This is a genomic window from Mycobacterium sp. NGS27, assembly GCF_059813005.1.
In genome coordinates this window covers 129,172-154,423 of record NZ_JCALDT010000002.1, presented here as the reverse complement: position 1 = coordinate 154,423, position 25,252 = coordinate 129,172, and the positions used below count along the sequence as shown (strand labels likewise).

Sequence of the window (25,252 nt, the reverse complement as noted above, 5' to 3'; positions counted from 1 at the left end):
CCGCAATATCGGGGCTGCCATTGGTTATTCGCCCGTCCTCGTGGCACTCTGTGGGCGTGGCCCAGATCTCCTCGGCGATCACCCCCGCCCAACCCGCGGAGCTGTACCCCGGGGATATCAAGTCTGTCCTGCTGACGTCGGCGCAAATTCAGGCGCGAATCGCCGAACTCGGCACCGAAATCGGCGAGAACTACCGCGACGCCGCGATCGAGACCGGACAGGACCTACTGCTGATCACCGTGCTCAAGGGAGCTGTGATCTTTGTCACCGACCTGGCCCGTGCGATCCCGCTGCCCACGCAGTTCGAGTTCATGGCCGTCAGCTCCTACGGGTCTTCGACGTCCTCCTCGGGCGTGGTGCGGATCCTCAAGGATCTGGACCGCGATATCGAGGGCCGCGACGTGCTGATCGTCGAGGACGTCGTCGACTCCGGCCTCACCCTGTCGTGGCTGCTACGCAACCTCAAAACGCGCCACCCACGTTCGCTGCGGGTGTGCACCCTGCTGCGCAAGCCCGACGCGCAGGGCGCGCACGTCGACATCGCCTACGTGGGCTTCGACATCCCCAACGACTTCGTCGTGGGCTACGGCCTCGATTACGACGAGCGCTACCGCGACCTGTCCTACATCGGAACCCTGGATCCCAGGGTCTACCAGCAGTAGGCCCCGCCCCGGTTGGCCCGCTAGTCCAACTCCCAGACGGCGGTCACCGAGAAGTTCACGGTCTGCTGGCCGGGTTCCAGCGGAACCATCGACGGCATGGCCCGTGGCGCCCCGGTCGGCGGCGGGGCGTTGCCGGTGGCCTCCGAAATGGACAGCACCCGGCCCAGCCGAAGGCCGGACAGCTGGGAGTACTGCTCGGCGCGGCTCTTGGCGTCGTTGAACGCCCGCGAGCGGGCGTCCTTGACCAGCTGCGAATCGTCGGCGATGGAATAGCGGACGGACTTGATCCGGGTGGCGTCGCCGCCCGTGCCGACGATCAGCGCGAGCAAGCGCGACGCGGCATCCGCCGGGTGGATTTTGACTGCGATGGCGTTGGTCGCGCGGTACGCGGTGATGGCGGCGGTACCGCTGGGCCCGGGGTTGTTGTATTCGGGCGACAGCGTCACCTCGGTGGTGCTGATGTCCTTGCGATCGATGCCGGCGCCGGTCAGTGCGTTGATGACGGCCTGTTGACGGTCGTTGGTTTGGTTCATCGCCGTGGTGACGTCGGGGGCGGTGAATTCGATGCCGACGTCGGCGGTCAGGGTGTCCGGGACGCCTTGCACCTGACCGGTGCCCACAACCGTGACCTGACGAGGGTTGGCGCCGGGCGGCGGGTTGTGCTTGTCGCACGCCGAGATCACTGCGATCGTCAACCCGGCCGTGACCACGGCCGTCGATCGGCGGACAAGGGTTTCAGTGCTGGGTTTCGGCATGAGTGGACACTAGCGGCTACCGCGCTTCGGCCTGCGTTGCGGGCATCACAATGCAGTGACGATCACGGTTAGCCTTGCGCGAGTGGATGATTGGTGCACTTACCTGACACGATGGGCCCGCGCTACAGAAGCGGCAGCATCCTTCCGCCCGGACCCTCGTCGGGTGGCCCGCTCAGGTCGGACTTGAATCCACGGAATCCGCCGTCCTTCGTCCTTTTATCCTCGAGTCGCCTCTGGACGTCGTCGGGGAGGCGTCCAATGCGGTCGGGCGAATTCCACAGTTCCCAGGTCTGAACCGCCCAGTACACCGCGAACTCGAGGATCACCGCCGATTCCAGCCAGATGACCCATGGCTCCCACCCGGGGCGCCTGAGATGCACTGCAATGACTGCGATTAACGTCACCACCATCACTAGGGCAATGACCCGGTAGAACCACTTATAGCGGTCCTTGTGCGGTGACTTCTTCGTGTCCTCCTGCCCCACGACGTATGCGGCGCAGAACACGGTGATGATGAAGGACAAGAGCATCAACACACCGGAGATGCCGTGAATATGCGCGTAGAACTGGTTCGGGAAGAACACAAGGGCGAAAAAGCCAAGCGCCATCATCACCCAGAAAACCCACTGTGCGACCGTGCCCAACGGACTTCTCTTATGCCGAGTGTGGTTGCGCCAGTGCAGCAAGGCCATCGCCGACCACCCCACAATCAGTGCGACGACGACCGCCCACACGTTGGGCTGAATTGCGGGCACGAATTCGGGCGGAAGATCGTATCGCCCACACCGTTGCTCGGGCGTAAGCGGACCCTGTGGCACCATCGCGATCATCAATGCGGAGACCCCCGCCAGAGTCAACAGCGCATCCTCGGTGTCGTTGCTGCCCTTGTACATGATGAAAAGCGTGCCGAGCGCCAGCAGCGCGGCGATCAGGATGCTGTGCGCGGAGGTGTAATAGTAAGCACTGAGGGCGAATTGCCAGCAGGTCGCCGACAATTGCCGGATGACGATGGCCACGAATACCATCAGCGTTACGATGACCATGCCGACGCGTAGGTCACGGTATATGGCAAGTGTGATGGGCGTTGGTTTCTGGTTGCTCATGCTGCCTACTTCGGACCTGTCCGGTGTCTATGCCGGGACGATAGCCGGTGACATGGCTGGCCGCAGCGAATTTGCAAATTGTGCGCAGTGGCCCGGCATGCGCGGCCGATCGCTGGGCGGATCGCGGCGCAGTCGATAAGATCAGACGCGACAGTCCATTTGGGATCGATGCCTCATCACCGCTGGCAACCGAGTTCAGGCCGGCCGGGCCGAAAAGGTCGGCCAGCTCGGGCATCACGGCGTTGCTTTGCCACTGTGTTGCTCAGCCGCCCACTGCGCAGAATCATCGCGTCCGTTTCCCGCGCACCGGGCTCAACCGGCACCCGGGCGGGGCACGCCCTTCGACGAAGAGCCGCGATCGGCCCGGCCGATAACCGCGTCCAATACAGCGCCGGCAAAGCCCGGTGGCCACGTCAGTAGCCTCATATAGGTTCATATATGTCTCCAATAATATTTGTTCTCAACATTTTTCATATCAACTCCAAATGATGCAGCATTTCAGATCAGCTAAATGAACAGTTTTCGTCCTGGTCATGAATTAGCCGCTCTCGGGCTGTCATCTCTGGACACGACTGGCCTAACGTGTCCAGGCGTCCGACTAGGCACTTCCATTGGTGTCGAGAGCTATTGATTTGAAAGGGTTTTGAGAAGACATGTCGTTCTTGCTGGCGCAGCCGGAAATGCTGGATGCCGCTTCCCGCGAGTTGCACGGGATCAACGCGTCCGTGCGGGAGGGGACTTCGGCGGTGGCAATGCCGACGACCAGCGTCGTGCCCGCCGCGGCCGACGCGGTATCGATTTTGACCGCGCAACAATTCTCCCGGCACGGTGCGCTCTTCCAGGAGATCAGCGCACAGGCCGCCCTGGTCCGCGAGCACTTGGCGACAATGCTTGGCGCCAGTGCCGGTTCGTACGCCGCCACGGAAATCGCCAACACTGCCGCGGTCGGTTAGGCGGGGACACCATGCTCGACTTCGCGCAGTTGCCGCCGGAGATCAACTCCGCGCTGATCTATTCAGGACCCGGCTCAGGCCCGCTGCTGGCCGCAGCCGCGGCCTGGGACGGCCTGGCCACCGACTTGCGATCCGCGGCGTCCGCCTACGGGGCGGTGATCTCGAGCCTTACCGACGGACCATGGCAGGGGCCGGCCGCCTCCGCCATGCTCACTGCGGTTGTCCCGCAGGTGGCTTGGTTGTCCGGCACGGGCGGCAAGGCCGAACACGTCGCCGCCCAGGCGGTGGCGGCGGCGACTGCCTACGAATTGGCGTTCGCCGAAACGGTGCCACCGCCGGTGATTGCGGCGAACCGGGCGTTGCTGGCCGAATTGCTGGCGACGAACGTTCTCGGCCAGAACATCGCGACCATTGCGGCTACCGAGGCCCAATACGGCGAGATGTGGGCTCAAGACGCCGGCGCGATGTACGGATATGCCGGTGGGTCGGCCGCGGCGTCGATGCTGCCGCCATTCGAGCCGGCCGAGCCTGCTACCGACCCGGCCGGCGCGGCTCGTCAGGCCGCCGCGGTGGCTCAAGCGGCCGGCCGCGGAGGCGAGAGCGCGCAGGACGTGGTGCCCCAAACGCTGTCCGCGCTGGCCGGATCGACGAATAATCCCACTTCGACCGGCAACCCCGCGCCCTTCCTGGGAGGAATCAGCCTGAACCCCGAAGGCGATGGGCTGGTGGTGGGTGGCCCGCTGGGTGATTTGTTGGAGGGCCTGACCGGGTCGCAAACATTGGATGCCAGCACGCCTTTCGACGCCTTCATCCGGTTGATTTCTCCGACGCGGCTTTTCACCACCTCGTTCAAAGACATCCAGAGCCTTGCGCAGGGGTTCATGCCCGCCGCGAAGTCCGCGGCCGAGGGCGCGGCCAAGGCAGCGGAAGCGGTTGTGCCCACGGCTGTTTCGGGTGCGGGCCTGGGTTCCGTCGGCGCGATTGGCGGAGCTGTCGGCAAGGCGGCATCCGTCGGTGGATTGTCGGTGCCGGCGGCTTGGGCGGGCGCGGCGCCGACCGCGCCTTCGGTGGCCGTGGCCCTCAACGGCGCCGCCGCGGCGGGGGCGGCAGACCGTGCCACGAATGCGGTTGGTGGGCTGCCGATGATGCCCGCCGGCGGGGCGGGGCGCGGCGCCGGCGCCTTTGTGGCGCCTCGATACGGTTTCAAGCCCACCGTCATCGCCCAGCCCCCGGCGGGGGGCTGATCCGATGACCGGACCGGCAATCGCTCAGACGAATCAGCGGGGCGGGCGTCGCGTCCGCGACCGGCCCGCACTACAGACACGGCGGAGAACCTTTGGTGAAGCGCATAATCCGGTCAGGTGTTCGCCACAGGTCGATCGTTTGAACCACCCAGTACGCGGCGAACTCGAGGATCAGCGCCACCTCGGCCAGCAGGCCCCAATGGCCCCCCAACCCTCTCGAGAAATTAACCCAGAGAACCGCAATCAACGTCGCCAACATCAGCCAGGCTATTGCCCAGTAGATCCGCTTATAGCCGCGCTGATGCGCGGACTTCGACGGGTCCTCGCGCCCGACGACGTACGCGGTGCAGAACGTGGTGGCGATGAAGGCCGAGAGCATCAGTATCGCGGCGGCGCCGTGTGCACACTTCTTGAACGTGCCCGGAAAGAAAAGCAGCGCGATGAGGCCGAGCGCCATGATCAGCCAGAAAACGCACAGCGCCACTATTGCGCCCAGCCTTCGTTTCCGCGGAGGGCGGCCGCGCTTCCATTGGTAGAGCATCACCGACCAGATCACCAGATAGCCCAGACCCAATGCGATGGCCGCCGCCCAAACATTGGGCAGGATGGAGGCTTTGGCAGTGTCGTCGAAGTCGAGCGGCAGATTTGCTGGCCCGGGGCACAGGTCGTCGGGTCGAGACTGCGGCACTATCGCCGCGGTCAATGCACTGACACCGGCCAGAGTCAACAAGACATCCTCGGTGTCGGTGCTGCCCCGATAGATGATGAAGAGCGTGCCGAGCGCCAGGAGCGCGGCGATGACGATGCTGTGCGCCGAGGTGTAATAGTACGTGCTGAGGGCCGATTGCCAGCAGGGCGCGGACCTCTTTTCGATGAGCACCCCCGCAACGACCATCACCATGAGTACGACCATGGCGACGCGTAAGTCGCGGTATATGGCAAGCGTCATGGGAGTGCGGAGCGGGCCTTGGCCGCCCGCGCCGCTTGGCTGGCTCACGCGGCCCACACTTCTCGATGACGGGCGCTTTCGCCCTTTTGGTTCGCTTCAGTCATATCGCGACCTGTTTGTGGACGAAGTTGATTTGGCTGCTGCAGATTTTAGGGATATTGGTCTAGCGATGTGCAGCTACGCGGTTTTTGATATCCCTAGGGCGTGACGAGGATCTTGCAGTGCCGCTCGGGGTCGGCGAGATCGTCGAAAGCCGTACCGACCGCGTCGAGGCCGACTTCGCCGGTGATCAGCGGGCTGACGTCGATGTCGCCCTCGGCCAGGGCGCGTAGCGAGTCGCCGAACTCCTCGGGCGTGTAGGCGAGTACGAATTGGACGTTGATTTCTTTGGCGATCGCAAAGAACGGATGCACCGTATCGGGTTGCATGCACACACCTGCGACCACCAGTCGCGTGCCGCTCCGCGCCCGAAGGAGAACGTCATCGATGATGCCGGGCACGCCGACCGCCTCGAACACCACCGCGGGCTTGACGGTGTCGAAGGGCGAACCCTGCGCCGCGTCCAGTGTCTGGTGGGCTCCCATCGCCGTGGCCAGCTCACGGCGTTTGGGCGAAAAATCCGATGCCACAATGGCTTCGACGCCTTTCGCACGCAGCGCGGCGATGATGGCGATCCCGATCGGGCCACAGCCGAGCACCAGGGCCGTCTCGCCGGGCGCGATACTGGACTTGTTGACCGCATGCAGCCCCACGGCCATCGGCTCGGTGAGCGCGGCGTGCTTGAGGTCCAGGCCGTTGGGGATCGGCAGCAGCAGCGGCGCCGAGAGCAGCATCCGTTCGGCGTAGCCGCCGATGGTGCTGTTGCTGTAGACGATCGGCTCGACGCCCTTGGCGGACAACAGCACCGGTAACGACGTCACGAGAGTGCCCGGCGGATGGGTCTCGGTGTCCGGCCCGGCTTCGAGGATCTCGACGCTGAACTCGTGACCCATGAAGATGTCGTGCCTCAGGTCGACGTGCATGCCGCCCGTGCCGCCGGCCACCCGGTCGCTCATCTCCAGCACCTGCGCGCCGTGGGCGGCGAAATGCAAGTCGGAGCCGCAGATTCCGCACGCCCGCACGCCCACCAGCACCTGACCGGCCTCCGGTATCGGGTCGGGCACGTCGTCCCGGTAGACCATGCGGCCGTCCCGCAGCACCGCCGCGCGCATCAGTGCACCGCGTCTTTCTGCTCGTCGACGTGTTCGGTGATGGCCTTCACCACCGCTTCGCCGGCCCGGCCGATCAATTGGTCGCGTTTGCCCTTCGCCCAGTCGTGCGAGGAGCGGGACGCTTCGAGCTGTCGTTTGAAGTGCGGAATCACCTTGCGCGCCATCAGGTCATAGCTGTGGTACGTCGCCTGCGGCGACGCCCAGTCGTGGCCGAGCATCAGCAGGGTGCCGAAGCCGCCGGAGCGGTCGAGCAGATCCTCGATGTGGGCGATGGCGTCCTCCGGAGTGCCGATGCAGCAGTTTCCCTTCGCCGCGTAGTCGGCGACGAACTCGTGCGGCGTCTGGGTGCCTTCCACGCTGTTGGCCAGCGGCACAAACCCGGCGGCGCCAAAGTAATTCGCGAAATCCTGCAGTCCGTAGGTGCAGTCGTCAATGGCTTGCTCACGGCTGTCGGCGATGTGCATGATGCTCAGGACGCGCCAGCCGGCCCGGTCCGGCTCCTCCCGGCCCACCTTCGCGGCCTGTTCGCGGACCACGTCCCAGGTGGTTTCCAGCGCCGCGTAGCCGCCCGGTACCGACATCGACAACGACAGCAGCGAGGTGCCCAGTGCACCCGCCAGCCGCGGGCCCGACGGCGAAATCATTGCCGCCGTGGAGATCTCGGGATACGGCCAGGTGTAGGGCCGGATATGCAACTGCGCGTCTCGCAGGGTGAACCAATCGGAGTGACGGTCTATGCGTTCGGTGGGTGCGGCGCGGAACAGCGCCAGGATCGCCTCGAGAGACTCCTGCATCATTCGACGCTGCTCGATCGGGTCGATGCCCATCATGTAAGCGTCCGAGGGCAACGCGCCGGGGCCGGTGCCGAACATCACCCGCCCGCGGGTCAGGTGATCCAGCAGCACCCAGCGGTCGGCGACCATGAGCGGATGGTGGTAGGGCAGCGACACGACGCCGGTGCCCAGCCGGATGTGTTTGGTGCGCTCGGCCGCCGCCGCGATGAACACCTCCGGGCAGGCGATCAGTTCGTAGCCACCGGAGTGGTGCTCGCCGAACCACGCCTCGTCGAATCCCAGCCGGTCCAGGGCGACGACGCGTTCCATGTCGTATTCCAGTGCCACGGTTGGGGATTGGCCGATGGGATGAAACGGGGTGATGAAGACACCGAAACGCAGGGGCGCGCTCATTGCAGCTCCAATCCGTTGAGGAATTCCAGTAAGGCCGCATTCACCTCGTCGGGGCGCTCCTGCTGCAGCCAATGCCCGGCGCCCTCGATCATCACCTGTCGGTACGGGCCCGAGATGGCATCCGCAGCGCGATCGGTGCGGGTGAAAGCCAGGACGGGATCGGCCGTCCCGCCGATGAACAGACAGGGGACCGGGATCTTCGCACCGTCGAGTTCGGCGGTGGTCTCCCAGTTGCGGTCGAAATTGCGATACCAGTTCAGTCCGCCGGTGAAACCGGTACCGGTGAACTCGGCGATGTAGTGGTCGAGCTCGTCCTGGGTTATCCAGTCCGGCAACGCGTCGGGCTCGGGCAGCCGCTCGATGAAACCTTCCGGCCCGGGGGCCACCATCCGTAACGCCGCGGCCTTGTCGCCGGATGTCCCCAGGCTGCCCATCATGCGGCGCATCACCCGAGCGGGATCGGCGTTCAATTCGGCGTCGGCGACGCCGGGCTCCTGGAAGTACAGGATGTAGAAGAAGTTCTCGCCGAACGTCTTGCGCCACGCCGTCGTCGGCGCCACCCGCGGGCGCGGCGTCACCGGCACGCTCATCGCGGCGACGGCCGCGGCCCGGTCCGGGTGCAGCAGCGGGGCGTTCCACACCACGGCGGCACCCCAGTCGTGCCCGACCCACACGGCGCGCTGTGCGCCGACGTCGTCGAGCAGACCGACCAGGTCGGCGGTCAGCTGATGAATGTCGTAGGCGTCGACGGCATCCGGACGATCCGAACCGCCGTAGCCGCGCTGATCGGGTGCCAGCACGTGGTAGCCGGCGTCGGCGAGGACGGGTATCTGGTGACGCCAGGAGTAGGCGAGTTCGGGAAAGCCGTGCGCCAGGAGCACCACGGGTGCGCCTCTGTCGCCCGCTTCGGTCACTCGCAGCCGCACACCATTGGTCTCTACTAACCGTTCGGTTGGGGGCACCGTCTCACCAAAGCACAACGGTTGCTGGCTGAGAAGGCCCCGAACGGTGTTGGCTCGCCGGACGGCGCTCGGTTGACGATCAAAAAGGCGGCAGCCGGGAATACTCGATTCGATGCGACTGGACCATGTGGTGCTGTGGACCGAAAATCCGCGGGTGTCGATGGACTTCTACACCCGCGTCGTCGGGCTGGAACCGGTCCGCTTCGCCGAATTCGAAGCTGGAGACGCGCCGTTTCCGAGCGTGCGGGTCTGCGCGGACTCCATCATCGACTTGATGCCCGCCGACGGCGTTACGGCGACCGAAGCGTTGACCCGCATCGAGGGCAGCGCCGGCCACCCGGTCAACCACGTCTGCCTGGCGCTGTCGAAGGCCGAATACGATGCGCTGGACCGGCGGCTGCAGGCCGAAGGCGTGGACACCAGCGCACGGCTGAACCGCAGCTTCGGCGCGCGGGGGTGGGCGCCGCAGGGGTACTACTTCCCCGATCCGGACGGCAACGTGGTCGAGGCGCGGTATTACGAGTAGCCGGGAACTGCCGGTCGTTAACTGAGCAGGACGGCGGCGGCCTGGCGCATGCGCCCCGGCTCTGCCGGAGCTGGCGATCGCCACTGGCGGTATGGTGTCGACCCGCTGCGCCCCGGCTCTGCCGGAGCTGGCGATCGCCACTAGCGGTATGGTGTCGACCCGCTGCGCCCCGGCTCTGCCGGAGCTGGCGATCGCCACTAGCGGTAGCCTGGACTTTTCCAGCTGCGTGCACATCGGGGAAGGACCTGGCCGGCAAGGCCGATGATTGATGAACCGGAAAAACGTGATTCGCACCATCACGGCGATTGCTGTCGTGGTGCTGCTCGGCTGGTCGTTCTTCTATTTCAGCGACGACACCCGCGGCTACAAGCCCGTCGACACGTCGGTGGCGATGGCCCAGATCAACGGCGACAACGTCAAAAGCGCACAGATCGACGACCGCGAACAGCAACTTCGATTGACCCTGAAGAAGGGCAACGGTGACACCGACAATTCGAACAAGGTCATCACCAAATTCCCCAGCGGCTACGCCGTCGACCTGTTCAACGCGCTGACCGCCGAGAACGCGAAGGTCAGCACCGTCGTCAACCAGGGCAGCATCCTGGGTGAACTGTTGGTCTACGTCCTGCCGCTGCTGCTGCTGGTCGGGCTGTTCGTGATGTTCTCCCGCATGCAGGGCGGCGCCCGGATGGGTTTCGGCTTCGGCAAGTCGCGCGCCAAACAGCTCTCCAAGGACATGCCCAAGACCACGTTCGCCGACGTCGCCGGCGTCGACGAGGCGGTCGAGGAGCTCTACGAGATCAAGGACTTCCTGCAGAACCCCGGCCGCTATCAGGCGCTGGGCGCCAAGATCCCCAAGGGCGTGCTCTTGTACGGGCCGCCGGGAACCGGTAAGACGCTGCTGGCCCGCGCGGTCGCCGGGGAGGCCGGGGTTCCGTTCTTCACGATCTCGGGCTCCGACTTCGTCGAGATGTTCGTCGGCGTCGGTGCGTCCCGGGTGCGCGACCTGTTCGATCAGGCCAAGCAGAACAACCCGTGCATCATTTTCGTCGACGAGATCGACGCGGTGGGCCGCCAGCGCGGCGCGGGCCTCGGTGGCGGTCACGACGAGCGCGAGCAGACACTCAACCAGTTGCTGGTCGAGATGGACGGGTTCGACCCCCGGGCCGGCGTCATCCTGATCGCGGCCACCAACCGACCGGATATCCTGGACCCCGCGCTGCTGCGTCCCGGCCGCTTCGACCGGCAGATCCCGGTGTCCAATCCTGACCTGGCGGGTCGCAAAGCGGTGCTCGAAGTGCACTCCAAGGGCAAGCCGATCGGCCCCGACGCCGACCTCGCCGGGCTGGCCAAACGCACCGTCGGCATGACCGGTGCCGACCTGGCCAACGTCATCAACGAGGCGGCGCTGCTCACCGCACGCGAGAACGGCACCGTCATCACCAGCGCCGCCCTGGAGGAAGCGGTGGACCGGGTGATCGGTGGGCCGCGGCGCAAAGGCCGGATCATCAGCGAGCAGGAAAAGAAGATCACCGCCTACCACGAGGGCGGGCACACGCTGGCCGCCTGGGCGATGCCCGATATCGAGCCGATCTATAAGGTCACGATTTTGGCGCGGGGGCGCACCGGCGGGCACGCGGTGGCGGTGCCGGAGGAAGACAAGGGCCTGCGGACCCGCTCGGAGATGATCGCGCAGCTGGTATTCGCCATGGGTGGGCGCGCCGCCGAGGAGCTGGTCTTCCGGGAGCCGACGACGGGCGCGGTGTCCGACATCGAGCAGGCGACCAAGATCGCGCGCGCGATGGTCACCGAATTCGGCATGAGCTCCAAACTCGGTGCGGTCAAATACGGTTCGGAGCACGGCGACCCGTTCCTGGGTCGCACCATGGGGACCCAGGCCGACTACTCGCACGAGGTCGCCCGCGACATCGACGACGAGATCCGCAAACTGATCGAGGCCGCCCACACGGAGGCGTGGGAGATCCTCACCGAATATCGCGACATCCTCGACACGTTGGCCGGCCAGCTGCTGGAAAAGGAAACCCTGCACCGGGCCGAGCTGGAGGGCATCTTCTCCGGCGTCGAAAAACGCCCGCGGCTCACCATGTTCGACGATTTCGGCGGCCGCATCCCGTCGGACAAACCGCCGATCAAGACGCCCGGCGAGCTGGCCATCGAGCGCGGCGAGCCTTGGCCCCCGCCGGTTCAAGAGCCCGCCTTCAAGGCGGCCATCGCGCGGGCCAGTGAGGCCGCCGCGGCCGCGCAGGCCGAGGCCGAGCGAAACGCCAACGGCGGCAATGGTTCTCATGGTGCTCCAGGCGGTAACCGCCAGGGCGAGCCGCAGGGGCAAACGCAACCCGACTACGGCGCCCCGGCCGGCTGGCGCGCGCCGGGCTGGCCGCCGCCGCAACAACCGCCCAATTACTGGCATCCGCCCGCGCAACCCGGCCAGCAGCCGCACTGGCAGCAACCGGCACGCGGCTACGCCGCACCGCAGGGGTATCCCGGACAGCAGGGCGGCCCGGGTGGTCAGCAAAGTTATCCCGGTCAGCAGGGCGGCGCGGGTCACCCGGGTCAGCCACATCCCGCCTATCCGCCGTATCCGCCGCCCGGCCAACCCGCCCCGCGGGGCGGCTCGCCCGACCGGCAGGATGACGACGTAAGCCGGTCCAACCCGCCGGCTCACGGCTGAGCAAACGGAGGATTCGATGGCCTTACGTGGTTTGGGGCCGGATACCGCGATGCACACGACACGGCTGTTCGATCAGGAGCGCGCCGAGGCCGCGGTCCGCGAGTTGCTGCACGCGATAGGTGAAGACCCCGACCGGGATGGTTTGCGGGAAACGCCGGCCCGGGTCGCCCGCGCCTATCGCGAGATGTTCGCCGGGCTCTACACCGACCCGGACAGCGTGTTGAACACGATGTTCGACGAGGATCACGACGAGCTGGTGCTGGTCAAGGAGATCCCGCTGTACTCAACGTGTGAGCACCATTTGGTGTCGTTCCACGGGGTGGCTCACGTGGGCTACATCCCGGGCAACGACGGCCGGGTCACCGGCCTGTCGAAGATCGCCCGGCTGGTCGATCTGTACTCCAAGCGGCCCCAGGTGCAGGAGCGACTCACCAGCCAGATCGCCGACGCGCTGGTGAAAAAGCTCAATCCGCGCGGCGTGATCGTCGTGGTGGAGGCCGAGCACCTGTGCATGGCGATGCGCGGGGTACGCAAGCCCGGAGCGATCACCACCACCTCGGCGGTGCGCGGACTGTTCAAGACCAACGCCGCTTCTCGAGCCGAAGCGCTCGACCTGATACTGCGTAAGTGAGTCTGGCGCCTGTGCAGGTAATGGGAGTCCTGAACGTCACTGACGATTCGTTCTCCGACGGCGGCCGCTATCTCGACCCCGACAAGGCCGTCTCGCAGGCCTTGGCCCTGATCGCCGACGGCGCCCACATCGTCGACGTCGGGGGAGAGTCGACCCGTCCCGGCGCCGCGCGGATCGATCCGCACGTCGAGACGTCCCGCGTCTTGCCCGTTGTGAAAGATCTTGCGGCACAAGGCATCACGGTCAGCATCGATACCATGCACGCCGACGTCGCGCGGGCGGCGCTGTGCGCCGGAGCGCGGATCGTCAACGACGTGTCCGGCGGCCGCGCCGATCCCGCCATGGCGCCGCTGCTGGCCGAGGCGAAAGTGCCCTGGGTGCTGATGCATTGGCGATCGGTGTCGGCCGAGCGGCCGCACGCGGTGCCGCACTACCGGGACGTGGTCGCCGAGGTGCGCGACGAGCTGCTGGCCAGCGTCGACGCCGCGGTGACCGCCGGTGTCGACCCCGGGCGGCTGATGATCGATCCAGGGCTGGGCTTTGCCAAGACGGCACAACACAATTGGGCGCTGCTGCATGCCCTGCCGCAACTGGTCGCCACCGGCATCCCGGTGCTCCTGGGTGCATCGCGCAAACGATTCCTCGGTGCGTTGCTGGCCGGGTCCGACGGTTCGCCGCGACCGCCCGATGGGCGTGAGACGGCCACCGCGGTGGTTTCGGCGCTGGCCGCCCTGCATGGCGCTTGGGGGGTGCGCGTGCACGACGTACGCGCCACGGTCGATGCCCTCAAGGTCGTGGCGGCCTGGACCGACGGGTCGCACCCGGAACCGGCTGGCGACAATGGCTGATCGAATCGAGTTGCGCGGCTTGCAGATTCGCGGACAACACGGGGTTTTCGACCACGAGCGTGCCAACGGTCAGGACTTCGTCGTCGACATCACGGTGTGGATCGACCTCGTCGACGCCGCGGCCAGCGACGAACTGGCCGACACCTACGACTACGCCGCGCTGGCCCAATTGGCCGCCGACGTGGTCGCCGGCCCCGCGCGCAATCTGATCGAAACCGTCGCAGCCCAGATCGCCGACCGGGTGATGGTCGACGAACGCGTGCACGCCGCCGAGGTGGCGGTGCACAAGCCGCAGGCCCCGATCCCGCAGCAGTTCGCCGACGTCTCGGTGGTGGTGCGGCGGTCGCGCCGCGGTGGCCGCGGTTCGGTGATCCCGGCGGGCGGGGCGCCATGACCCGCGTTGTGCTGTCCATCGGCTCCAATCTGGGCGACCGGCTGGCGCGGCTGCAATCGGTGGTCGACGGGCTGGCCGATGCGGTGCTTGCCGTGTCGCGGGTGTACGAGACCGACCCGTGGGGGCGGGTGGATCAGGCCCCGTTCCTCAACGCGGTGCTGATCGCCGACGACCCGGACTGCGACGGGCAGGGCTGGCTGCGGCGGGGGCAGGAGTTCGAGCGCGCGGCGGGCCGGGTGCGCGGCGAGCGATGGGGCCCGCGCACCCTCGACGTCGACCTGATCGCCTGCTACGGCCCTACCGAGGTGATCTCCCGGGAGAACAACCTGACGCTGCCGCATCCGCTGGCCCACCTGCGGGCGTTCGTGCTCATCCCATGGCTGGATGTCGACCCGGACGCTCGGCTGACGCTGGCCGACGGGCCGCAGCCGGTTGCCGGCCTGCTCGCCCAGCTGGAGGCCGCCGATCGGGACGGGGTGCGGCCGACCGGACTGACGTTGCGGCCGAATGGGAACCCGCCGGCCGGCCGGGGGCCGGCGAGCTGATGGGCCCTACCCGCAAGCGCGACCTGACCGCCGCGGTGGTCGCCGCCGCCGTCGTGGGGTATTTGCTGGTCAACGGCCTCTACCGGTGGTTTCCCCCGATCACGGTGTGGACCGGCCTGTCGCTGCTGGCGGTGGCCGTCGTGGAGGCGCTGTGGGCGCGCTATGTGCGGGCCAGGATCAGCGAGGGCGAAATCGGGTCGGGTCCGGGCTGGCTGCACCCGCTTGCGGTGGCGCGCAGCCTGATCGTCGCCAAGGCCTCTGCTTGGGTCGGCGCGTTGATGCTGGGCTGGTGGGTCGGCATCCTGGTGTACTTCCTGCCCCGCAAATCCTGGTTGCGGGCCGCCGCCGAGGACACCTCGGGGACCGTGGTGGCGGCCGTCAGCGCGCTGGCGCTGCTGATCGCCGCGCTGTGGCTGCAACACTGTTGCAAGTCGCCGCCGGATCAGACGGAACACGGCGAGGGTGCGGAAAGCTAGGCCCCGCCACGGATTGCCCGCGGTGGGCGGGCGGTTAACCCCCGCGACCCCGCGGATAACGCGCGCGAGAATCGCCGAAGGCGCGCGACACGCGGATTGACCTCGCACAGGTACTCTCAGGCCATGACCGTTCTGTCCCGCGGCGCCCGGGTCCGGCGCGGCGGCCGCAGGCCGGGGTGGGTGCTCTTGACGGCGTTGCTGGTCCTCGCGATGGGGGCCAGCTCCGCATTGGTTTTCACCAATCGGGTGGAACTTCTCAAGCTCGCTGTAATCCTGGCGCTGTGGGCCGCAGTCGCCGGCGCCTTCGTTTCCGTGCTTTATCGCCGCCAAAGCGACGCCGATCAGTCCCGGGTCCGCGATCTCAAGCTGGTTTACGACCTTCAGCTGGACCGGGAGATCTCGGCCCGGCGTGAATACGAGCTGACCGTCGAGTCGCAGCTGCGCCGCGAGCTGGCCTCCGAGCTGCGCGCTCAGGCCGCCGACGATCTGGCCGAGTTGCGCGCGGAGCTTTCCGCCCTGCGGACCAGCCTGGAAATCCTGTTCGACACCGACCTGGCGCACCGGCCAGCCCTCGGCGGCACGCCGGACGCCGAGCCGCAACCGGAGCGCGCGTACAGCGAGTGGGATCGCAACGGCGAGAATCCCCGCGACACTCCGGTCGATTGGGTGTCCAGCGACCGCGTGACGTCGGTGCCGCAGGACAGCCGCACCGATGACGCCATCATCGACGTCCCCGAGGAACCGCTGGTCCCCCCGCGGCAGCAGCCGTCGCCGCACCGCCGGGAGCGGGTGCCAAACCAGTACGAGCCGGCGCCGGATCCCGCGTACGCCCAGGACCCGGCGTACGCCGAGGACACCCCCTATGCGGGGCCGGCGGAGCCGCGATTCGAGCCGCGCCCCCAGCCGCCGCCAGCCGCGGCTGCGGCGCAGTTCGCACCGGAGCCGCCGCCGGAGCCCCAACCGCAGCGCGAACCAGAACGAGCGCCGGAACCGCAACCACAGCCCCAGGCGCAGTGGCCGGGGCAGGGCTGGCAGCCGGTCGCCGCGGAAGGCCAGTGGTTGCCTCCCGGCGCGCCGGGGAGCAATTGGGCCGGCGCGGATTTTCGCGCGGAATCGTCCGGTGGGCGGCGGCGCGCCCGGCATTCGGGCGTCGACGAAGCCTGGGATGGCCCGCCCGTCGAGCCCGTGCCGGCACCGCAGTACGGCGACTCCGGCCGCCGCGCACGGTCTCGCCACTCGGCGGAGTACCGCGACTACGGGGTGAACAACTTCTCGCCGAACAACGAACCGTCGCCCGGACCTTCCGCCGCGCCGCCCCCGCCGGCCGCCGCGACGCCACCCCCGCCGCCGGCTCCCCCGATGCACCCCGGTCCATCCGCGGGCGCGCCACCGCCGCCGCGGCTGGCGCCGCCGCCGGCACCGGAGCAGGCGCCCAGGCACGGCGGTGACCCGCAGCAGCAAGAGGACCCCAACGGCGCGGGAGATGGCAGCCCCACCGGGGGCCAATCGGTGGCCGATCTGCTGGCCCGCCTGCAGGTGCAGCCCTCCCAAGGCGGCCGGCGACGCAGACGTGACTAGCCGACCTGGGAGCTTCCTCACATTGGGTAATGCCTGGTAATCGACTACAGTCGTAGTGACCGAACGGTACCCACCAGGTGGGACCGGAACGAACAAGATATCTGTGAGGTCGTCTGCGATGGTGCAGCTCGACGGTTTGCGCCCGGCTCGGCTCAAGGTGGGAATCATCTCGGCCGGCCGCGTGGGCACCGCTCTCGGTGTCGCGCTGGAGCGCGCGGACCACGTCGTGGTGGCGTGTAGCGCCATCTCCCATGCCTCGCGGCAGCGCGCACAACGCCGGCTGCCCGATACGCCGGTGGCTCCACCGCCCGAGGTGGCCGCCGGTGCCGAGCTGTTGCTGCTCGCGGTCCCGGACAGCGAACTCGCCGGCCTGATATCGGGGCTGGCCGCTACGTCTGCGGTACGGCCCGGAACCATCGTGGTCCACACGTCCGGCGCCAACGGGATCGGCATTCTCGAGCCGCTTGCGCAGCACGGCTGCATCCCGCTCGCGATCCACCCGGCGATGACCTTCACCGGCTCGGATGAAGACATCAGCCGGCTGGCCGATTCCTGCTTCGGCGTCACCGCGGCCGACGAGATCGGATATGCGATCGGGCAATCGCTGGTGCTGGAGATGGGCGGCGAACCGTTCTGCGTCGCCGACGAGGCCCGCGTCCTGTACCACGCCGCGCTCGCCCACGCAGGCAACCACATCGTGACCGTGCTCGCCGACGCGCTCGACGCGCTGCGCGCGGCACTGCGCGGCAGCGAACTGCTCGGCCAACAGACCGTCGACGATCAACCGGGCGGCATCGCCGAACGCGTCATCGGACCGCTGGCCAGGGCCGCGCTGGAGAACACCCTGCGACGCGGACAGGCGGCCCTCACCGGTCCGGTCGCTCGCGGTGACGCTGCCGCCGTCGCGGCGCATCTGTCCGCGCTGGGGGAGGTCGGGCCCGAGCTCGCGCAGGCGTACCGGGTGAACGCCCTGCGGACCGCCCAGCGCGCGCACGCCCCCAAAGACGTCGTGGAGGTGCTGGCGCCATGAGTCCCGGCAAGGCCCCGGCCTTCACGGCGGGCGAACTCAACGTCTATGCCGCGCCGCGCGATGTCGCCGACGTCAGCCGCGCCCTGCGCCACACCGGGCGCCGGGTGATGTTGGTGCCCACCATGGGTGCGCTGCACGACGGACACCTGGCGTTGGTGCGCGCGGCCAAGCGGGTGCCCGGCGCGGTGGTGGTGGTGTCGATCTTCGTCAACCCGCTGCAATTCGGCGCCGGCGAGGACCTCGACGCCTACCCGCGGACCCTGGACGACGACGTCGCACTGCTGCGGGCCGACGGCGTCGAAATCGTGTTCACCCCGACGGCCGCCGCGATGTATCCCGACGGTCTGCGCACCACCGTGCAGCCGGGGCCGCTGGCGGCCGAGCTGGAGGGCGCTGTCCGGCCGACCCATTTCGCGGGAATGCTCACCGTCGTGTGCAAGCTGCTGCAGATCGTGCGGCCGGACCGAATCTTCTTCGGGGAGAAGGATTATCAGCAGCTGGTGCTGGTCCGTCAGATGGTCGCCGACCTCAACATCGACGCGCAGGTGATCGGCGTGCCGACGGTCCGGGAATCCGACGGCCTGGCGATGTCGTCGCGCAACCGCTACCTGGACCCCACGCAACGCGAACTGGCCGTGACGCTTTTGGCCGCGCTGACGGCCGGTGCGCACGCCGCGCACGACGGCGGGGCGGCCGCGCTGGCCGCGGCGCGCGCGGTGCTGGACGCCGTACCGGACCTCACCGTGGACTACCTCGAGCTGCGCGACGCCGGGCTCGGACCGGCGCCCGCCCACGGTTCGGCCCGGCTGCTGGTCGCGGCCCGGCTGGGCACCACCAGGCTCCTGGACAACATCGAAATGCAGATCGAAACACCCGCCGGCACCGCTGGGCCGGACGGACACCACGAATACGCCCAATCACCTTGGAGGAATTGATGCTACGGACGATGCTCAAGTCGAAGATCCACCGGGCCACCGTCACGCAGGCCGACCTGCACTACGTCGGCTCGGTGACCATCGACGCCGATCTGATGGACGCCGCGGACCTGCTCGAGGGCGAACAGGTCACCATCGTCGACGTCGACAACGGCGCCCGTCTGGTCACTTACGCTATCACCGGCGAGCGCGGCAGCGGTGTGATCGGAATCAATGGTGCCGCAGCGCATCTCGTCCACCCGGGCGACCTGGTTATCCTGATCGCCTACGGGACGATGGAGGACGCCGAGGCGCGTGCCTACCGGCCGCGCATCGTGTTCGTCGACGCCGACAACAAGCAGATCGACCTGGGCAGCGATCCGGCGTTCGTGCCCGACGACGCGGCCGAGCTACTCAATCCCCGGATCGTTGCGCGGTAGCCGTGCTGCTGGCGATCGACGTCCGTAACACCCACACCGTCGTCGGGCTGATCTCGGGATCCAAAGAGCACGCAAACGTCGTGCAGCAATGGCGGATCCGCACCGAAGCGGAGATCACCGCCGACGAATTGGCGCTGACCATCGACGGTCTCATCGGCGACGATTCGGAGCGGCTCACCGGCGCCGCGGCGCTCTCGACCGTCCCCTCGGTGCTGCACGAGGTGCGGCTGATGCTCGATCAGTACTGGCCGTCGGTGCCGCACGTGCTCATCGAGCCCGGGGTGCGCACCGGCATCCCGCTGCTCGTCGACAATCCCAAGGAAGTGGGCGCCGACCGAATCGTCAACTGCCTGGCCGCTTTTCACCGGTTCAACGCGCCCGCCATCGTCATCGACTTCGGATCCTCGATCTGTGTGGACGTCGTGTCGGCCAAAGGCGAATTCCTCGGCGGCGCGATCGCGCCGGGATTGCAGGTGTCCTCCGACGCCGCCGCGGCCCGCTCGGCGGCCCTGCGCCGGGTGGAGTTGACCCGGCCCCGCTCGGTGGTGGGCAAGAACACCGTCGAGTGCATGCAGGCGGGGGCCGTCTTCGGTTTCGCCGGTCTGGTCGACGGCTTGGTGGGGCGCATCCGCGAGGACGTGGACGGATTTGCCGGCGACGACGTCGCGATCGTCGCCACCGGCCACACCGCGCCGCTGCTGCTGCCCGGATTGCAGACCGTCGCTCACTACGACCAGCACTTGACCCTGCACGGCCTGCGGCTGATCTTCGAGCGCAACCGCGACGCCCAGCGCGGCCGGCTGAAGACGGCACGCTGACCCACGCGCCCGGGGCCCCGCAAAGCCGTCGGCGCACCCGCAAAGCGCAGTCCTTTAAGCTGGCACGTCGTGAGTGCCGACGACCTAGACGTTCCCGAGCAGTACCGAATTCGCCGCGATAAGCGCGCTCGGCTGCTCGCCGAGGGGCACGACCCCTACCCGGTCGCCGTCGAACGCACCCACACGCTGGCTCAGGTCCGCGCCGCCCATCCCGACCTACCGGTCGACACCGCGACCGATGACGTCGTCGGCGTGGCCGGCCGGGTGATCTTCGCCCGTAACTCCGGCAAACTCTGCTTCGCCACGCTGCAAGAGGGCGACGGCACCAGCCTGCAGGTGATGATCAGCCTCGACAAGGTCGGCCGGCAATCCCTTGACGCCTGGAAGGCCGACGTCGACCTCGGTGACATCGTCTACGTGCACGGCAACGTGATCAGCTCACGACGCGGCGAACTGTCGGTGCTGGCCGACTCCTGGCAGATGGCGTCCAAGTCGCTGCGTCCGCTGCCGGTCGCGCACAAGGACATGAGCGAGGAGGCGCGCGTCCGGCAGCGCTACGTCGACCTGATCGTGCGCCCACAGGCGCGCACGGTGGCGCGGCAGCGGATCGCCGTCATCCGCGCGATACGCAACGCTTTGGAGCGCCGCGGGTTCCTCGAAGTCGAAACCCCGATGTTGCAGACGCTGGCCGGTGGGGCGGCCGCGCGGCCGTTCATCACGCATTCCAATGCACTGGACATCGATCTCTACTTGAGGATCGCGCCCGAACTGTTCCTGAAGCGCTGCGTCGTCGGTGGTTTCGACCGGGTTTTCGAACTAAATCGAGTGTTTCGAAACGAAGGTGCGGATTCCACGCATTCTCCGGAATTCTCCATGCTGGAGACCTACCAGGCGTACGGAACCTATGACGATTCAGCAGTAGTGACGCGCGAGCTTATTCAAGAGGTCGCCGATGAGGCCATCGGAACCCGACAACTCCCGCTTCCCGACGGCAGCGTCTACGACATAGACGGAGAATGGGCTTCCATACAAATGTACCCGTCATTGTCTGCGGCACTCGGCGAGGAGATCACGCCTGCGACGCCGGTCGAACAGTTGCTCGGAATCGCCGATCGGCTCAGCGTCGAGATTCCCGCCGACCGCGGCTACGGACACGGAAAGATCGTCGAGGAACTGTGGGAGCACACCGTGGGCAACGCGCTCGTCGCTCCGACCTTTGTGCGGGATTTCCCGGTCGAGACAACGCCTTTGACGCGCCAGCACCGTAGCATCGCGGGCGTCACCGAGAAGTGGGATCTCTATCTGCGTGGAGTCGAATTGGCCACCGGATATTCCGAATTGAACGATCCCGTCGTGCAGCGTGAGAGGTTCGCCGCGCAGGCGCGCGCGGCCGCCGCGGGCGACGATGAGGCCATGGTGCTCGACGAAGATTTTCTCGCCGCGCTCGAGTATGCGATGCCGCCGTGTACCGGAACGGGAATGGGCGTCGACAGGTTGTTGATGACTTTGACTGGTCTGTCAATTCGAGAGACAGTTTTGTTCCCGATTGTTCGGCCCCAGTCGTAGTTGAAACTATCAATGTGCGGCTTCCGTACAGATTGAGTATGCTTCCCTGTTATGGCACATTGGTGACCCGGGGAGGTTTGATCCGATCTGCTAGTAACTGTTCAGGACGAAATGCGAGGATAAGCCAATGGCCAAAAAAGTGACCGTCACCCTGGTCGATGATTTCGACGGTGCCGGCGCAGCCGACGAAACGGTGGAATTCGGACTTGACGGCGTGACCTACGAGATTGATCTTTCGTCCAAGAATGCCGCGAAACTGCGCAGCGATCTGAAGCAATGGGTGGAGGCCGGTCGCCGCGTCGGGGGCCGTCGCCGTGGCCGTTCCGGCTCGGGACGCGGCCGGGGCGCCATCGACCGTGAGCAGAGCGCGGCCATCCGCGAATGGGCCCGCCGGAACGGGCACAACGTCTCGACGCGGGGCCGCATCCCGGCCGACGTGATCGACGCGTTCCACGCAGCGACCTAGCAGTTCTCAAACCGGCGCCGGGGCTTGTGGGCCCGGGCGCCGGTTTGTCGTTTCGCTGGGCGCGAAACAATCGCCGGGCGGTCCGGGGAAACGAATTCGAACACCGCAACGTTTCCTCAGTTATGGCGGGCAACGCCGCAGGCACTCGCAGGTGAGATCGGCCTTGGATCGGCCCAGGAAAGACCGGGCGGGTCCGCAGCGCAGAACGCACGGCAAGGTTAGGCCCGCCGGCAAGCCGACCACTACAGTGGAGACAGGTACGCGATTCCGGCCACAGGGGTCCGGCAGGATTGCTCGAAGGGCCGCTAACTAGTTTGTACCGATGTTGAGGGAGAGCAGGTAACCCGATGTTTGAAAGATTTACCGACCGAGCACGGCGGGTCGTCGTCCTGGCGCAAGAAGAGGCCCGGATGCTCAACCACAACTACATCGGAACAGAGCACATCCTGCTGGGTTTGATCCACGAGGGCGAGGGTGTCGCGGCGAAGTCGCTGGAGTCGCTGGGCATCTCGCTCGAGGGCGTCCGCAGCCAGGTCGAGGAGATCATCGGCCAGGGCCAGCAGGCCCCGTCGGGACACATTCCGTTCACGCCCCGCGCCAAGAAGGTTCTCGAGCTGAGCCTGCGCGAGGCGCTGCAACTCGGTCACAACTACATCGGCACCGAGCACATTCTGCTGGGCCTGATCCGCGAGGGTGAGGGCGTGGCCGCCCAGGTGCTGGTGAAGCTGGGCGCCGAGTTGACGCGCGTGCGCCAGCAGGTCATCCAGCTGCTCAGCGGCTACCAGGGCAAGGAGTCCGCGGAGGCCGGCACCGGTGGCCGCGGCGGCGAGTCCGGCAGCCCGTCGACGTCGCTGGTGCTCGACCAGTTCGGCCGCAACCTGACGGCCGCCGCCATGGAAGGCAAGCTCGACCCGGTCATCGGCCGCGAGAAGGAAATCGAGCGGGTGATGCAGGTGCTGAGCCGGCGCACCAAGAACAACCCGGTGCTGATCGGCGAGCCCGGCGTCGGCAAGACCGCCGTCGTCGAGGGCCTGGCCCAGGCCATCGTGCACGGCCAGGTCCCCGAGACGCTGAAAGACAAGCAGCTCTACACGCTGGACCTGGGATCTTTGGTGGCGGGCAGCCGCTACCGCGGTGACTTCGAGGAACGCCTGAAGAAGGTGCTCAAGGAGATCAACACCCGCGGCGACATCATCCTGTTCATCGACGAGCTGCACACCCTGGTCGGTGCCGGCGCCGCCGAGGGCGCGATCGACGCCGCGAGCATCCTGAAGCCCAAGCTGGCCCGCGGCGAGCTGCAGACCATCGGTGCCACCACGCTCGACGAGTACCGCAAGTACATCGAGAAGGACGCGGCGCTGGAGCGCCGGTTCCAGCCGGTGCAGGTCGGCGAGCCGACCGTGGAGCACACCATCGAGATCCTCAAGGGTCTGCGCGACCGCTACGAGGCGCACCACCGGGTGTCGATCACCGACGGCGCGATGGTGGCCGCGGCCACCCTGGCCGACCGGTACATCAACGACCGGTTCCTGCCCGACAAGGCGATCGACCTGATCGACGAGGCGGGCGCCCGGATGCGAATTCGGCGGATGACCGCGCCGCCAGATCTGCGCGAGTTTGACGAGAAGATCGCCGAGGCGCGCCGGGAGAAGGAGTCGGCGATCGACGCCCAGGACTTCGAGAAGGCGGCCAGCCTGCGCGACCGCGAGAAGCAACTGGTCGGTCAGCGCGCCGAGCGCGAAAAGCAGTGGCGCTCAGGGGATCTCGACGTAGTCGCCGAGGTGGACGACAACGAGATCGCCGAGGTGCTGGGTAACTGGACCGGTATCCCGGTGTTCAAGCTCACCGAGGCCGAGACGACGCGGTTGCTGCGCATGGAGGACGAGCTGCACAAGCGGATCATCGGCCAGGAGGACGCCGTCAAGGCCGTCTCTAAGGCGATCCGCCGCACCCGGGCCGGGCTGAAAGACCCCAAGCGCCCGTCGGGTTCGTTCATCTTCGCCGGCCCGTCCGGTGTCGGTAAGACCGAGCTGTCCAAGGCACTGGCCAACTTCCTGTTCGGCGACGACGACGCGCTCATCCAGATCGACATGGGCGAGTTCCACGACCGGTTCACCGCGTCGCGGCTGTTCGGCGCGCCCCCCGGATACGTCGGGTACGAGGAGGGCGGCCAGCTCACCGAGAAGGTGCGGCGCAAGCCGTTCTCGGTGGTGCTGTTCGACGAGATCGAAAAGGCCCACCAGGAGATCTACAACAGCCTGTTGCAGGTCCTCGAGGACGGCCGGCTCACCGACGGCCAGGGTCGCACGGTCGACTTCAAAAACACCGTGCTGATTTTCACCTCGAACCTGGGCACCTCGGACATCTCGAAGCCGGTCGGCCTGGGCTTCACCCAGAGCGGCGGCGACAACAACTACGAGCGGATGAAGCAGAAGGTCAACGACGAGCTGAAGAAGCACTTCCGCCCGGAGTTCCTCAACCGGATCGATGACATCATCGTCTTCCACCAGCTGACCAAGGACGAGATCATCCGGATGGTCGACCTGATGATCACCCGGGTGGCCACCCAGCTCAAGAGCAAGGACATGGCCCTCGAGCTGACCGACAAGGCCAAGGCGTTGCTGGCCAAGCGTGGCTTCGACCCGGTGCTGGGCGCCCGCCCGCTGCGGCGCACCATCCAGCGCGAGATCGAGGACCAGCTCTCCGAGAAGATCCTGTTCGAGGAGGTCGGTCCGGGCCAGGTCGTCACGGTCGACGTGGACAACTGGGACGGCGAAAGCGCCGGCGAGGACGCCACATTCACCTTCATCGGTACCCGCAAGCCGCCGGCGGAGCCGGACCTGGCGAAAGCCGGGGCGCACAGCGCCGCGGACCCGGGACCGGACGTCCAGTAGCGATCAACAGAACAACGGGCGGTTAAGTCTTAGGCGGACTACCGCCCGTTTTCGCTGCCCCCTACACTGACCGTTGTCATCGACGTGTAACGGAATCTGGTGAAACCCCAGAACGGTCGCGCCACTGTCACAGTCAGACCCGAGACCCGTCATACCCAGCGGGGACGCGTTATCCCCAGAAGGAGTCCATTGTGTCCCACCCGCAGCTGACCGGCAGCCGCACCCGCTCGGTCGATCTGTCCGCGGCCCGCACCGCACTCTGGCTGGCGGCGACCGTCTTCCTCGCGTTGCTGGCGCTGTACTTCGTCGACATCGACCAGGGGGCCGTCTCGCTGTTCGGCAGCGATTCGCACGTGCACGAATTCGTGCACGACGCGCGGCACCTGCTCGGCTTCCCCTGCCACTGAC

General features: G+C 67.1%; 25 protein-coding genes. 19 read left to right on the top strand and 6 right to left on the bottom strand.

Annotated elements, in window-relative coordinates; all coding sequences use genetic code 11:
• Positions 1-50 precede the first annotated feature (50 nt).
• Complete coding sequence (gene hpt / locus AC5Y30_RS05270) at positions 51-662, top strand: hypoxanthine phosphoribosyltransferase (RefSeq protein WP_067133494.1); 612 nt, start codon at positions 51-53, stop codon at positions 660-662.
• 20 nt (positions 663-682) lie between these two features.
• Here hpt and AC5Y30_RS05265 read toward each other — a convergent pair whose 3' ends face one another.
• Positions 683-1,417 carry an SIMPL domain-containing protein gene (locus tag AC5Y30_RS05265; protein WP_499917071.1) on the bottom strand — a complete coding sequence of 245 codons (735 nt, stop codon included), beginning with the start codon at positions 1,415-1,417 and terminating at the stop codon, positions 683-685.
• Between the two features lie 122 nt (positions 1,418-1,539).
• Positions 1,540-2,520, bottom strand: coding sequence for a hypothetical protein (locus tag AC5Y30_RS05260; RefSeq protein WP_499917070.1), 981 nt, complete (start codon positions 2,518-2,520; stop codon positions 1,540-1,542).
• Between the two features lie 653 nt (positions 2,521-3,173).
• Between AC5Y30_RS05260 and AC5Y30_RS05255 the strand changes: the two genes are divergently transcribed.
• Positions 3,174-3,473, top strand: coding sequence for a PE family protein (locus AC5Y30_RS05255; protein WP_499917069.1), 300 nt, complete (start codon positions 3,174-3,176; stop codon positions 3,471-3,473).
• 11 nt (positions 3,474-3,484) lie between these two features.
• A complete protein-coding gene (locus AC5Y30_RS05250; RefSeq protein ID WP_499917068.1) occupies positions 3,485-4,717 on the top strand; it encodes a PPE family protein in 1,233 nt (410 codons plus the stop codon).
• 70 nt (positions 4,718-4,787) lie between these two features.
• Here AC5Y30_RS05250 and AC5Y30_RS05245 read toward each other — a convergent pair whose 3' ends face one another.
• The 4 genes from AC5Y30_RS05245 to AC5Y30_RS05230 form a co-directional block, all read right to left on the bottom strand.
• Positions 4,788-5,618, bottom strand: a complete 831-nt coding sequence (locus AC5Y30_RS05245; RefSeq protein WP_499917067.1) for a hypothetical protein — start codon at positions 5,616-5,618, stop codon at positions 4,788-4,790.
• Positions 5,619-5,863: 245 nt separating this feature from the next.
• Positions 5,864-6,877 (bottom strand): zinc-binding dehydrogenase, encoded by a 1,014-nt coding sequence (locus tag AC5Y30_RS05240; RefSeq protein WP_499917066.1) that lies wholly within the window; start codon positions 6,875-6,877, stop codon positions 5,864-5,866.
• Entirely contained in the window at positions 6,877-8,064 is a 1,188-nt protein-coding gene (locus AC5Y30_RS05235; RefSeq protein ID WP_499917065.1) for an LLM class flavin-dependent oxidoreductase, read from the bottom strand. The genes AC5Y30_RS05240 and AC5Y30_RS05235 overlap by 1 nt, the downstream gene beginning before the upstream one ends.
• Entirely contained in the window at positions 8,061-9,026 is a 966-nt protein-coding gene (locus AC5Y30_RS05230; protein ID WP_499917064.1) for an alpha/beta fold hydrolase, read from the bottom strand. Before AC5Y30_RS05230 ends, AC5Y30_RS05235 begins: the two co-directional genes overlap by 4 nt.
• Positions 9,027-9,138: 112 nt before the next feature.
• Between AC5Y30_RS05230 and AC5Y30_RS05225 the strand changes: the two genes are divergently transcribed.
• From AC5Y30_RS05225 to AC5Y30_RS05150, 16 genes are all read left to right on the top strand, one after another.
• Positions 9,139-9,552, top strand: coding sequence for a VOC family protein (locus AC5Y30_RS05225; RefSeq protein ID WP_499917063.1), 414 nt, complete (start codon positions 9,139-9,141; stop codon positions 9,550-9,552).
• A gap of 268 nt (positions 9,553-9,820) precedes the next feature.
• Entirely contained in the window at positions 9,821-12,244 is a 2,424-nt protein-coding gene (ftsH, locus tag AC5Y30_RS05220) for an ATP-dependent zinc metalloprotease FtsH (protein ID WP_499917062.1), read from the top strand.
• 16 nt (positions 12,245-12,260) lie between these two features.
• Positions 12,261-12,875 carry a GTP cyclohydrolase I FolE gene (gene folE, locus AC5Y30_RS05215; RefSeq protein ID WP_499917061.1) on the top strand — a complete coding sequence of 205 codons (615 nt, stop codon included), beginning with the start codon at positions 12,261-12,263 and terminating at the stop codon, positions 12,873-12,875.
• Positions 12,872-13,723, top strand: a complete 852-nt coding sequence (folP, locus tag AC5Y30_RS05210) for a dihydropteroate synthase (RefSeq protein ID WP_499917060.1) — start codon at positions 12,872-12,874, stop codon at positions 13,721-13,723. Before folE ends, folP begins: the two co-directional genes overlap by 4 nt.
• Entirely contained in the window at positions 13,716-14,117 is a 402-nt protein-coding gene (gene folB, locus AC5Y30_RS05205) for a dihydroneopterin aldolase (RefSeq protein ID WP_499917059.1), read from the top strand. The genes folP and folB overlap by 8 nt, the downstream gene beginning before the upstream one ends.
• Positions 14,114-14,662: a 2-amino-4-hydroxy-6-hydroxymethyldihydropteridine diphosphokinase gene (gene folK / locus AC5Y30_RS05200; RefSeq protein ID WP_499917058.1), complete on the top strand. Its 549-nt coding sequence runs from the start codon at positions 14,114-14,116 to the stop codon at positions 14,660-14,662. The genes folB and folK overlap by 4 nt, the downstream gene beginning before the upstream one ends.
• Positions 14,662-15,138: a DUF3180 domain-containing protein gene (locus AC5Y30_RS05195; protein ID WP_499917057.1), complete on the top strand. Its 477-nt coding sequence runs from the start codon at positions 14,662-14,664 to the stop codon at positions 15,136-15,138. The genes folK and AC5Y30_RS05195 overlap by 1 nt, the downstream gene beginning before the upstream one ends.
• A gap of 123 nt (positions 15,139-15,261) precedes the next feature.
• A complete protein-coding gene (locus AC5Y30_RS05190) occupies positions 15,262-16,716 on the top strand; it encodes a DUF6779 domain-containing protein (protein ID WP_499917055.1) in 1,455 nt (484 codons plus the stop codon).
• Between the two features lie 118 nt (positions 16,717-16,834).
• On the top strand, positions 16,835-17,746 hold the full coding sequence (locus tag AC5Y30_RS05185; protein ID WP_499917053.1) for a Rossmann-like and DUF2520 domain-containing protein: 912 nt from the start codon (positions 16,835-16,837) through the stop codon (positions 17,744-17,746).
• On the top strand, positions 17,743-18,681 hold the full coding sequence (gene panC / locus AC5Y30_RS05180; protein WP_499917051.1) for a pantoate--beta-alanine ligase: 939 nt from the start codon (positions 17,743-17,745) through the stop codon (positions 18,679-18,681). Before AC5Y30_RS05185 ends, panC begins: the two co-directional genes overlap by 4 nt.
• Complete coding sequence (panD, locus tag AC5Y30_RS05175) at positions 18,681-19,100, top strand: aspartate 1-decarboxylase (protein ID WP_499917049.1); 420 nt, start codon at positions 18,681-18,683, stop codon at positions 19,098-19,100. The genes panC and panD overlap by 1 nt, the downstream gene beginning before the upstream one ends.
• Positions 19,101-19,102: 2 nt before the next feature.
• Entirely contained in the window at positions 19,103-19,918 is an 816-nt protein-coding gene (locus tag AC5Y30_RS05170) for a type III pantothenate kinase (protein ID WP_499917047.1), read from the top strand.
• 69 nt (positions 19,919-19,987) lie between these two features.
• On the top strand, positions 19,988-21,484 hold the full coding sequence (gene lysS / locus AC5Y30_RS05165; RefSeq protein ID WP_499917045.1) for a lysine--tRNA ligase: 1,497 nt from the start codon (positions 19,988-19,990) through the stop codon (positions 21,482-21,484).
• A 127-nt stretch (positions 21,485-21,611) separates the two neighbouring features.
• The gene (gene lsr2, locus AC5Y30_RS05160; protein WP_066955505.1) at positions 21,612-21,950 is read left to right on the top strand and encodes a histone-like nucleoid-structuring protein Lsr2; all 339 of its coding nucleotides are present in this window, start codon (positions 21,612-21,614) and stop codon (positions 21,948-21,950) included.
• A gap of 347 nt (positions 21,951-22,297) precedes the next feature.
• On the top strand, positions 22,298-24,844 hold the full coding sequence (gene clpC1, locus AC5Y30_RS05155) for an ATP-dependent protease ATP-binding subunit ClpC (RefSeq protein ID WP_499917043.1): 2,547 nt from the start codon (positions 22,298-22,300) through the stop codon (positions 24,842-24,844).
• 191 nt (positions 24,845-25,035) lie between these two features.
• The gene (locus AC5Y30_RS05150; RefSeq protein WP_499917041.1) at positions 25,036-25,251 is read left to right on the top strand and encodes a CbtB domain-containing protein; all 216 of its coding nucleotides are present in this window, start codon (positions 25,036-25,038) and stop codon (positions 25,249-25,251) included.
• Position 25,252: the final 1 nt, after the last annotated feature.

Excerpts from the sequence above, each read along its gene's own strand:
- AC5Y30_RS05245 (WP_499917067.1), bottom strand. The coding sequence starts at position 5,618 with ATGGTGATGGTCGTTGCGGGGGTGCTCATCGAAAAGAGGTCCGCGCCC.
- AC5Y30_RS05260 (WP_499917070.1), bottom strand. The coding sequence starts at position 2,520 with ATGAGCAACCAGAAACCAACGCCCATCACACTTGCCATATACCGTGAC.
- ftsH (WP_499917062.1), top strand. The coding sequence starts at position 9,821 with ATGAACCGGAAAAACGTGATTCGCACCATCACGGCGATTGCTGTCGTG.
- panC (WP_499917051.1), top strand. The coding sequence starts at position 17,743 with ATGAGTCCCGGCAAGGCCCCGGCCTTCACGGCGGGCGAACTCAACGTC.
- AC5Y30_RS05255 (WP_499917069.1), top strand. The coding sequence starts at position 3,174 with ATGTCGTTCTTGCTGGCGCAGCCGGAAATGCTGGATGCCGCTTCCCGC.
- folB (WP_499917059.1), top strand. The coding sequence starts at position 13,716 with ATGGCTGATCGAATCGAGTTGCGCGGCTTGCAGATTCGCGGACAACAC.
- AC5Y30_RS05195 (WP_499917057.1), top strand. The coding sequence starts at position 14,662 with ATGGGCCCTACCCGCAAGCGCGACCTGACCGCCGCGGTGGTCGCCGCC.
- AC5Y30_RS05250 (WP_499917068.1), top strand. The coding sequence starts at position 3,485 with ATGCTCGACTTCGCGCAGTTGCCGCCGGAGATCAACTCCGCGCTGATC.
- folK (WP_499917058.1), top strand. The coding sequence starts at position 14,114 with ATGACCCGCGTTGTGCTGTCCATCGGCTCCAATCTGGGCGACCGGCTG.
- lsr2 (WP_066955505.1), top strand. The coding sequence starts at position 21,612 with ATGGCCAAAAAAGTGACCGTCACCCTGGTCGATGATTTCGACGGTGCC.
- panD (WP_499917049.1), top strand. The coding sequence starts at position 18,681 with ATGCTACGGACGATGCTCAAGTCGAAGATCCACCGGGCCACCGTCACG.
- AC5Y30_RS05240 (WP_499917066.1), bottom strand. The coding sequence starts at position 6,877 with ATGCGCGCGGCGGTGCTGCGGGACGGCCGCATGGTCTACCGGGACGAC.
- AC5Y30_RS05225 (WP_499917063.1), top strand. The coding sequence starts at position 9,139 with ATGCGACTGGACCATGTGGTGCTGTGGACCGAAAATCCGCGGGTGTCG.
- AC5Y30_RS05265 (WP_499917071.1), bottom strand. The coding sequence starts at position 1,417 with ATGCCGAAACCCAGCACTGAAACCCTTGTCCGCCGATCGACGGCCGTG.
- AC5Y30_RS05185 (WP_499917053.1), top strand. The coding sequence starts at position 16,835 with ATGGTGCAGCTCGACGGTTTGCGCCCGGCTCGGCTCAAGGTGGGAATC.
- clpC1 (WP_499917043.1), top strand. The coding sequence starts at position 22,298 with ATGTTTGAAAGATTTACCGACCGAGCACGGCGGGTCGTCGTCCTGGCG.
- AC5Y30_RS05190 (WP_499917055.1), top strand. The coding sequence starts at position 15,262 with ATGACCGTTCTGTCCCGCGGCGCCCGGGTCCGGCGCGGCGGCCGCAGG.
- AC5Y30_RS05235 (WP_499917065.1), bottom strand. The coding sequence starts at position 8,064 with ATGAGCGCGCCCCTGCGTTTCGGTGTCTTCATCACCCCGTTTCATCCC.
- folE (WP_499917061.1), top strand. The coding sequence starts at position 12,261 with ATGGCCTTACGTGGTTTGGGGCCGGATACCGCGATGCACACGACACGG.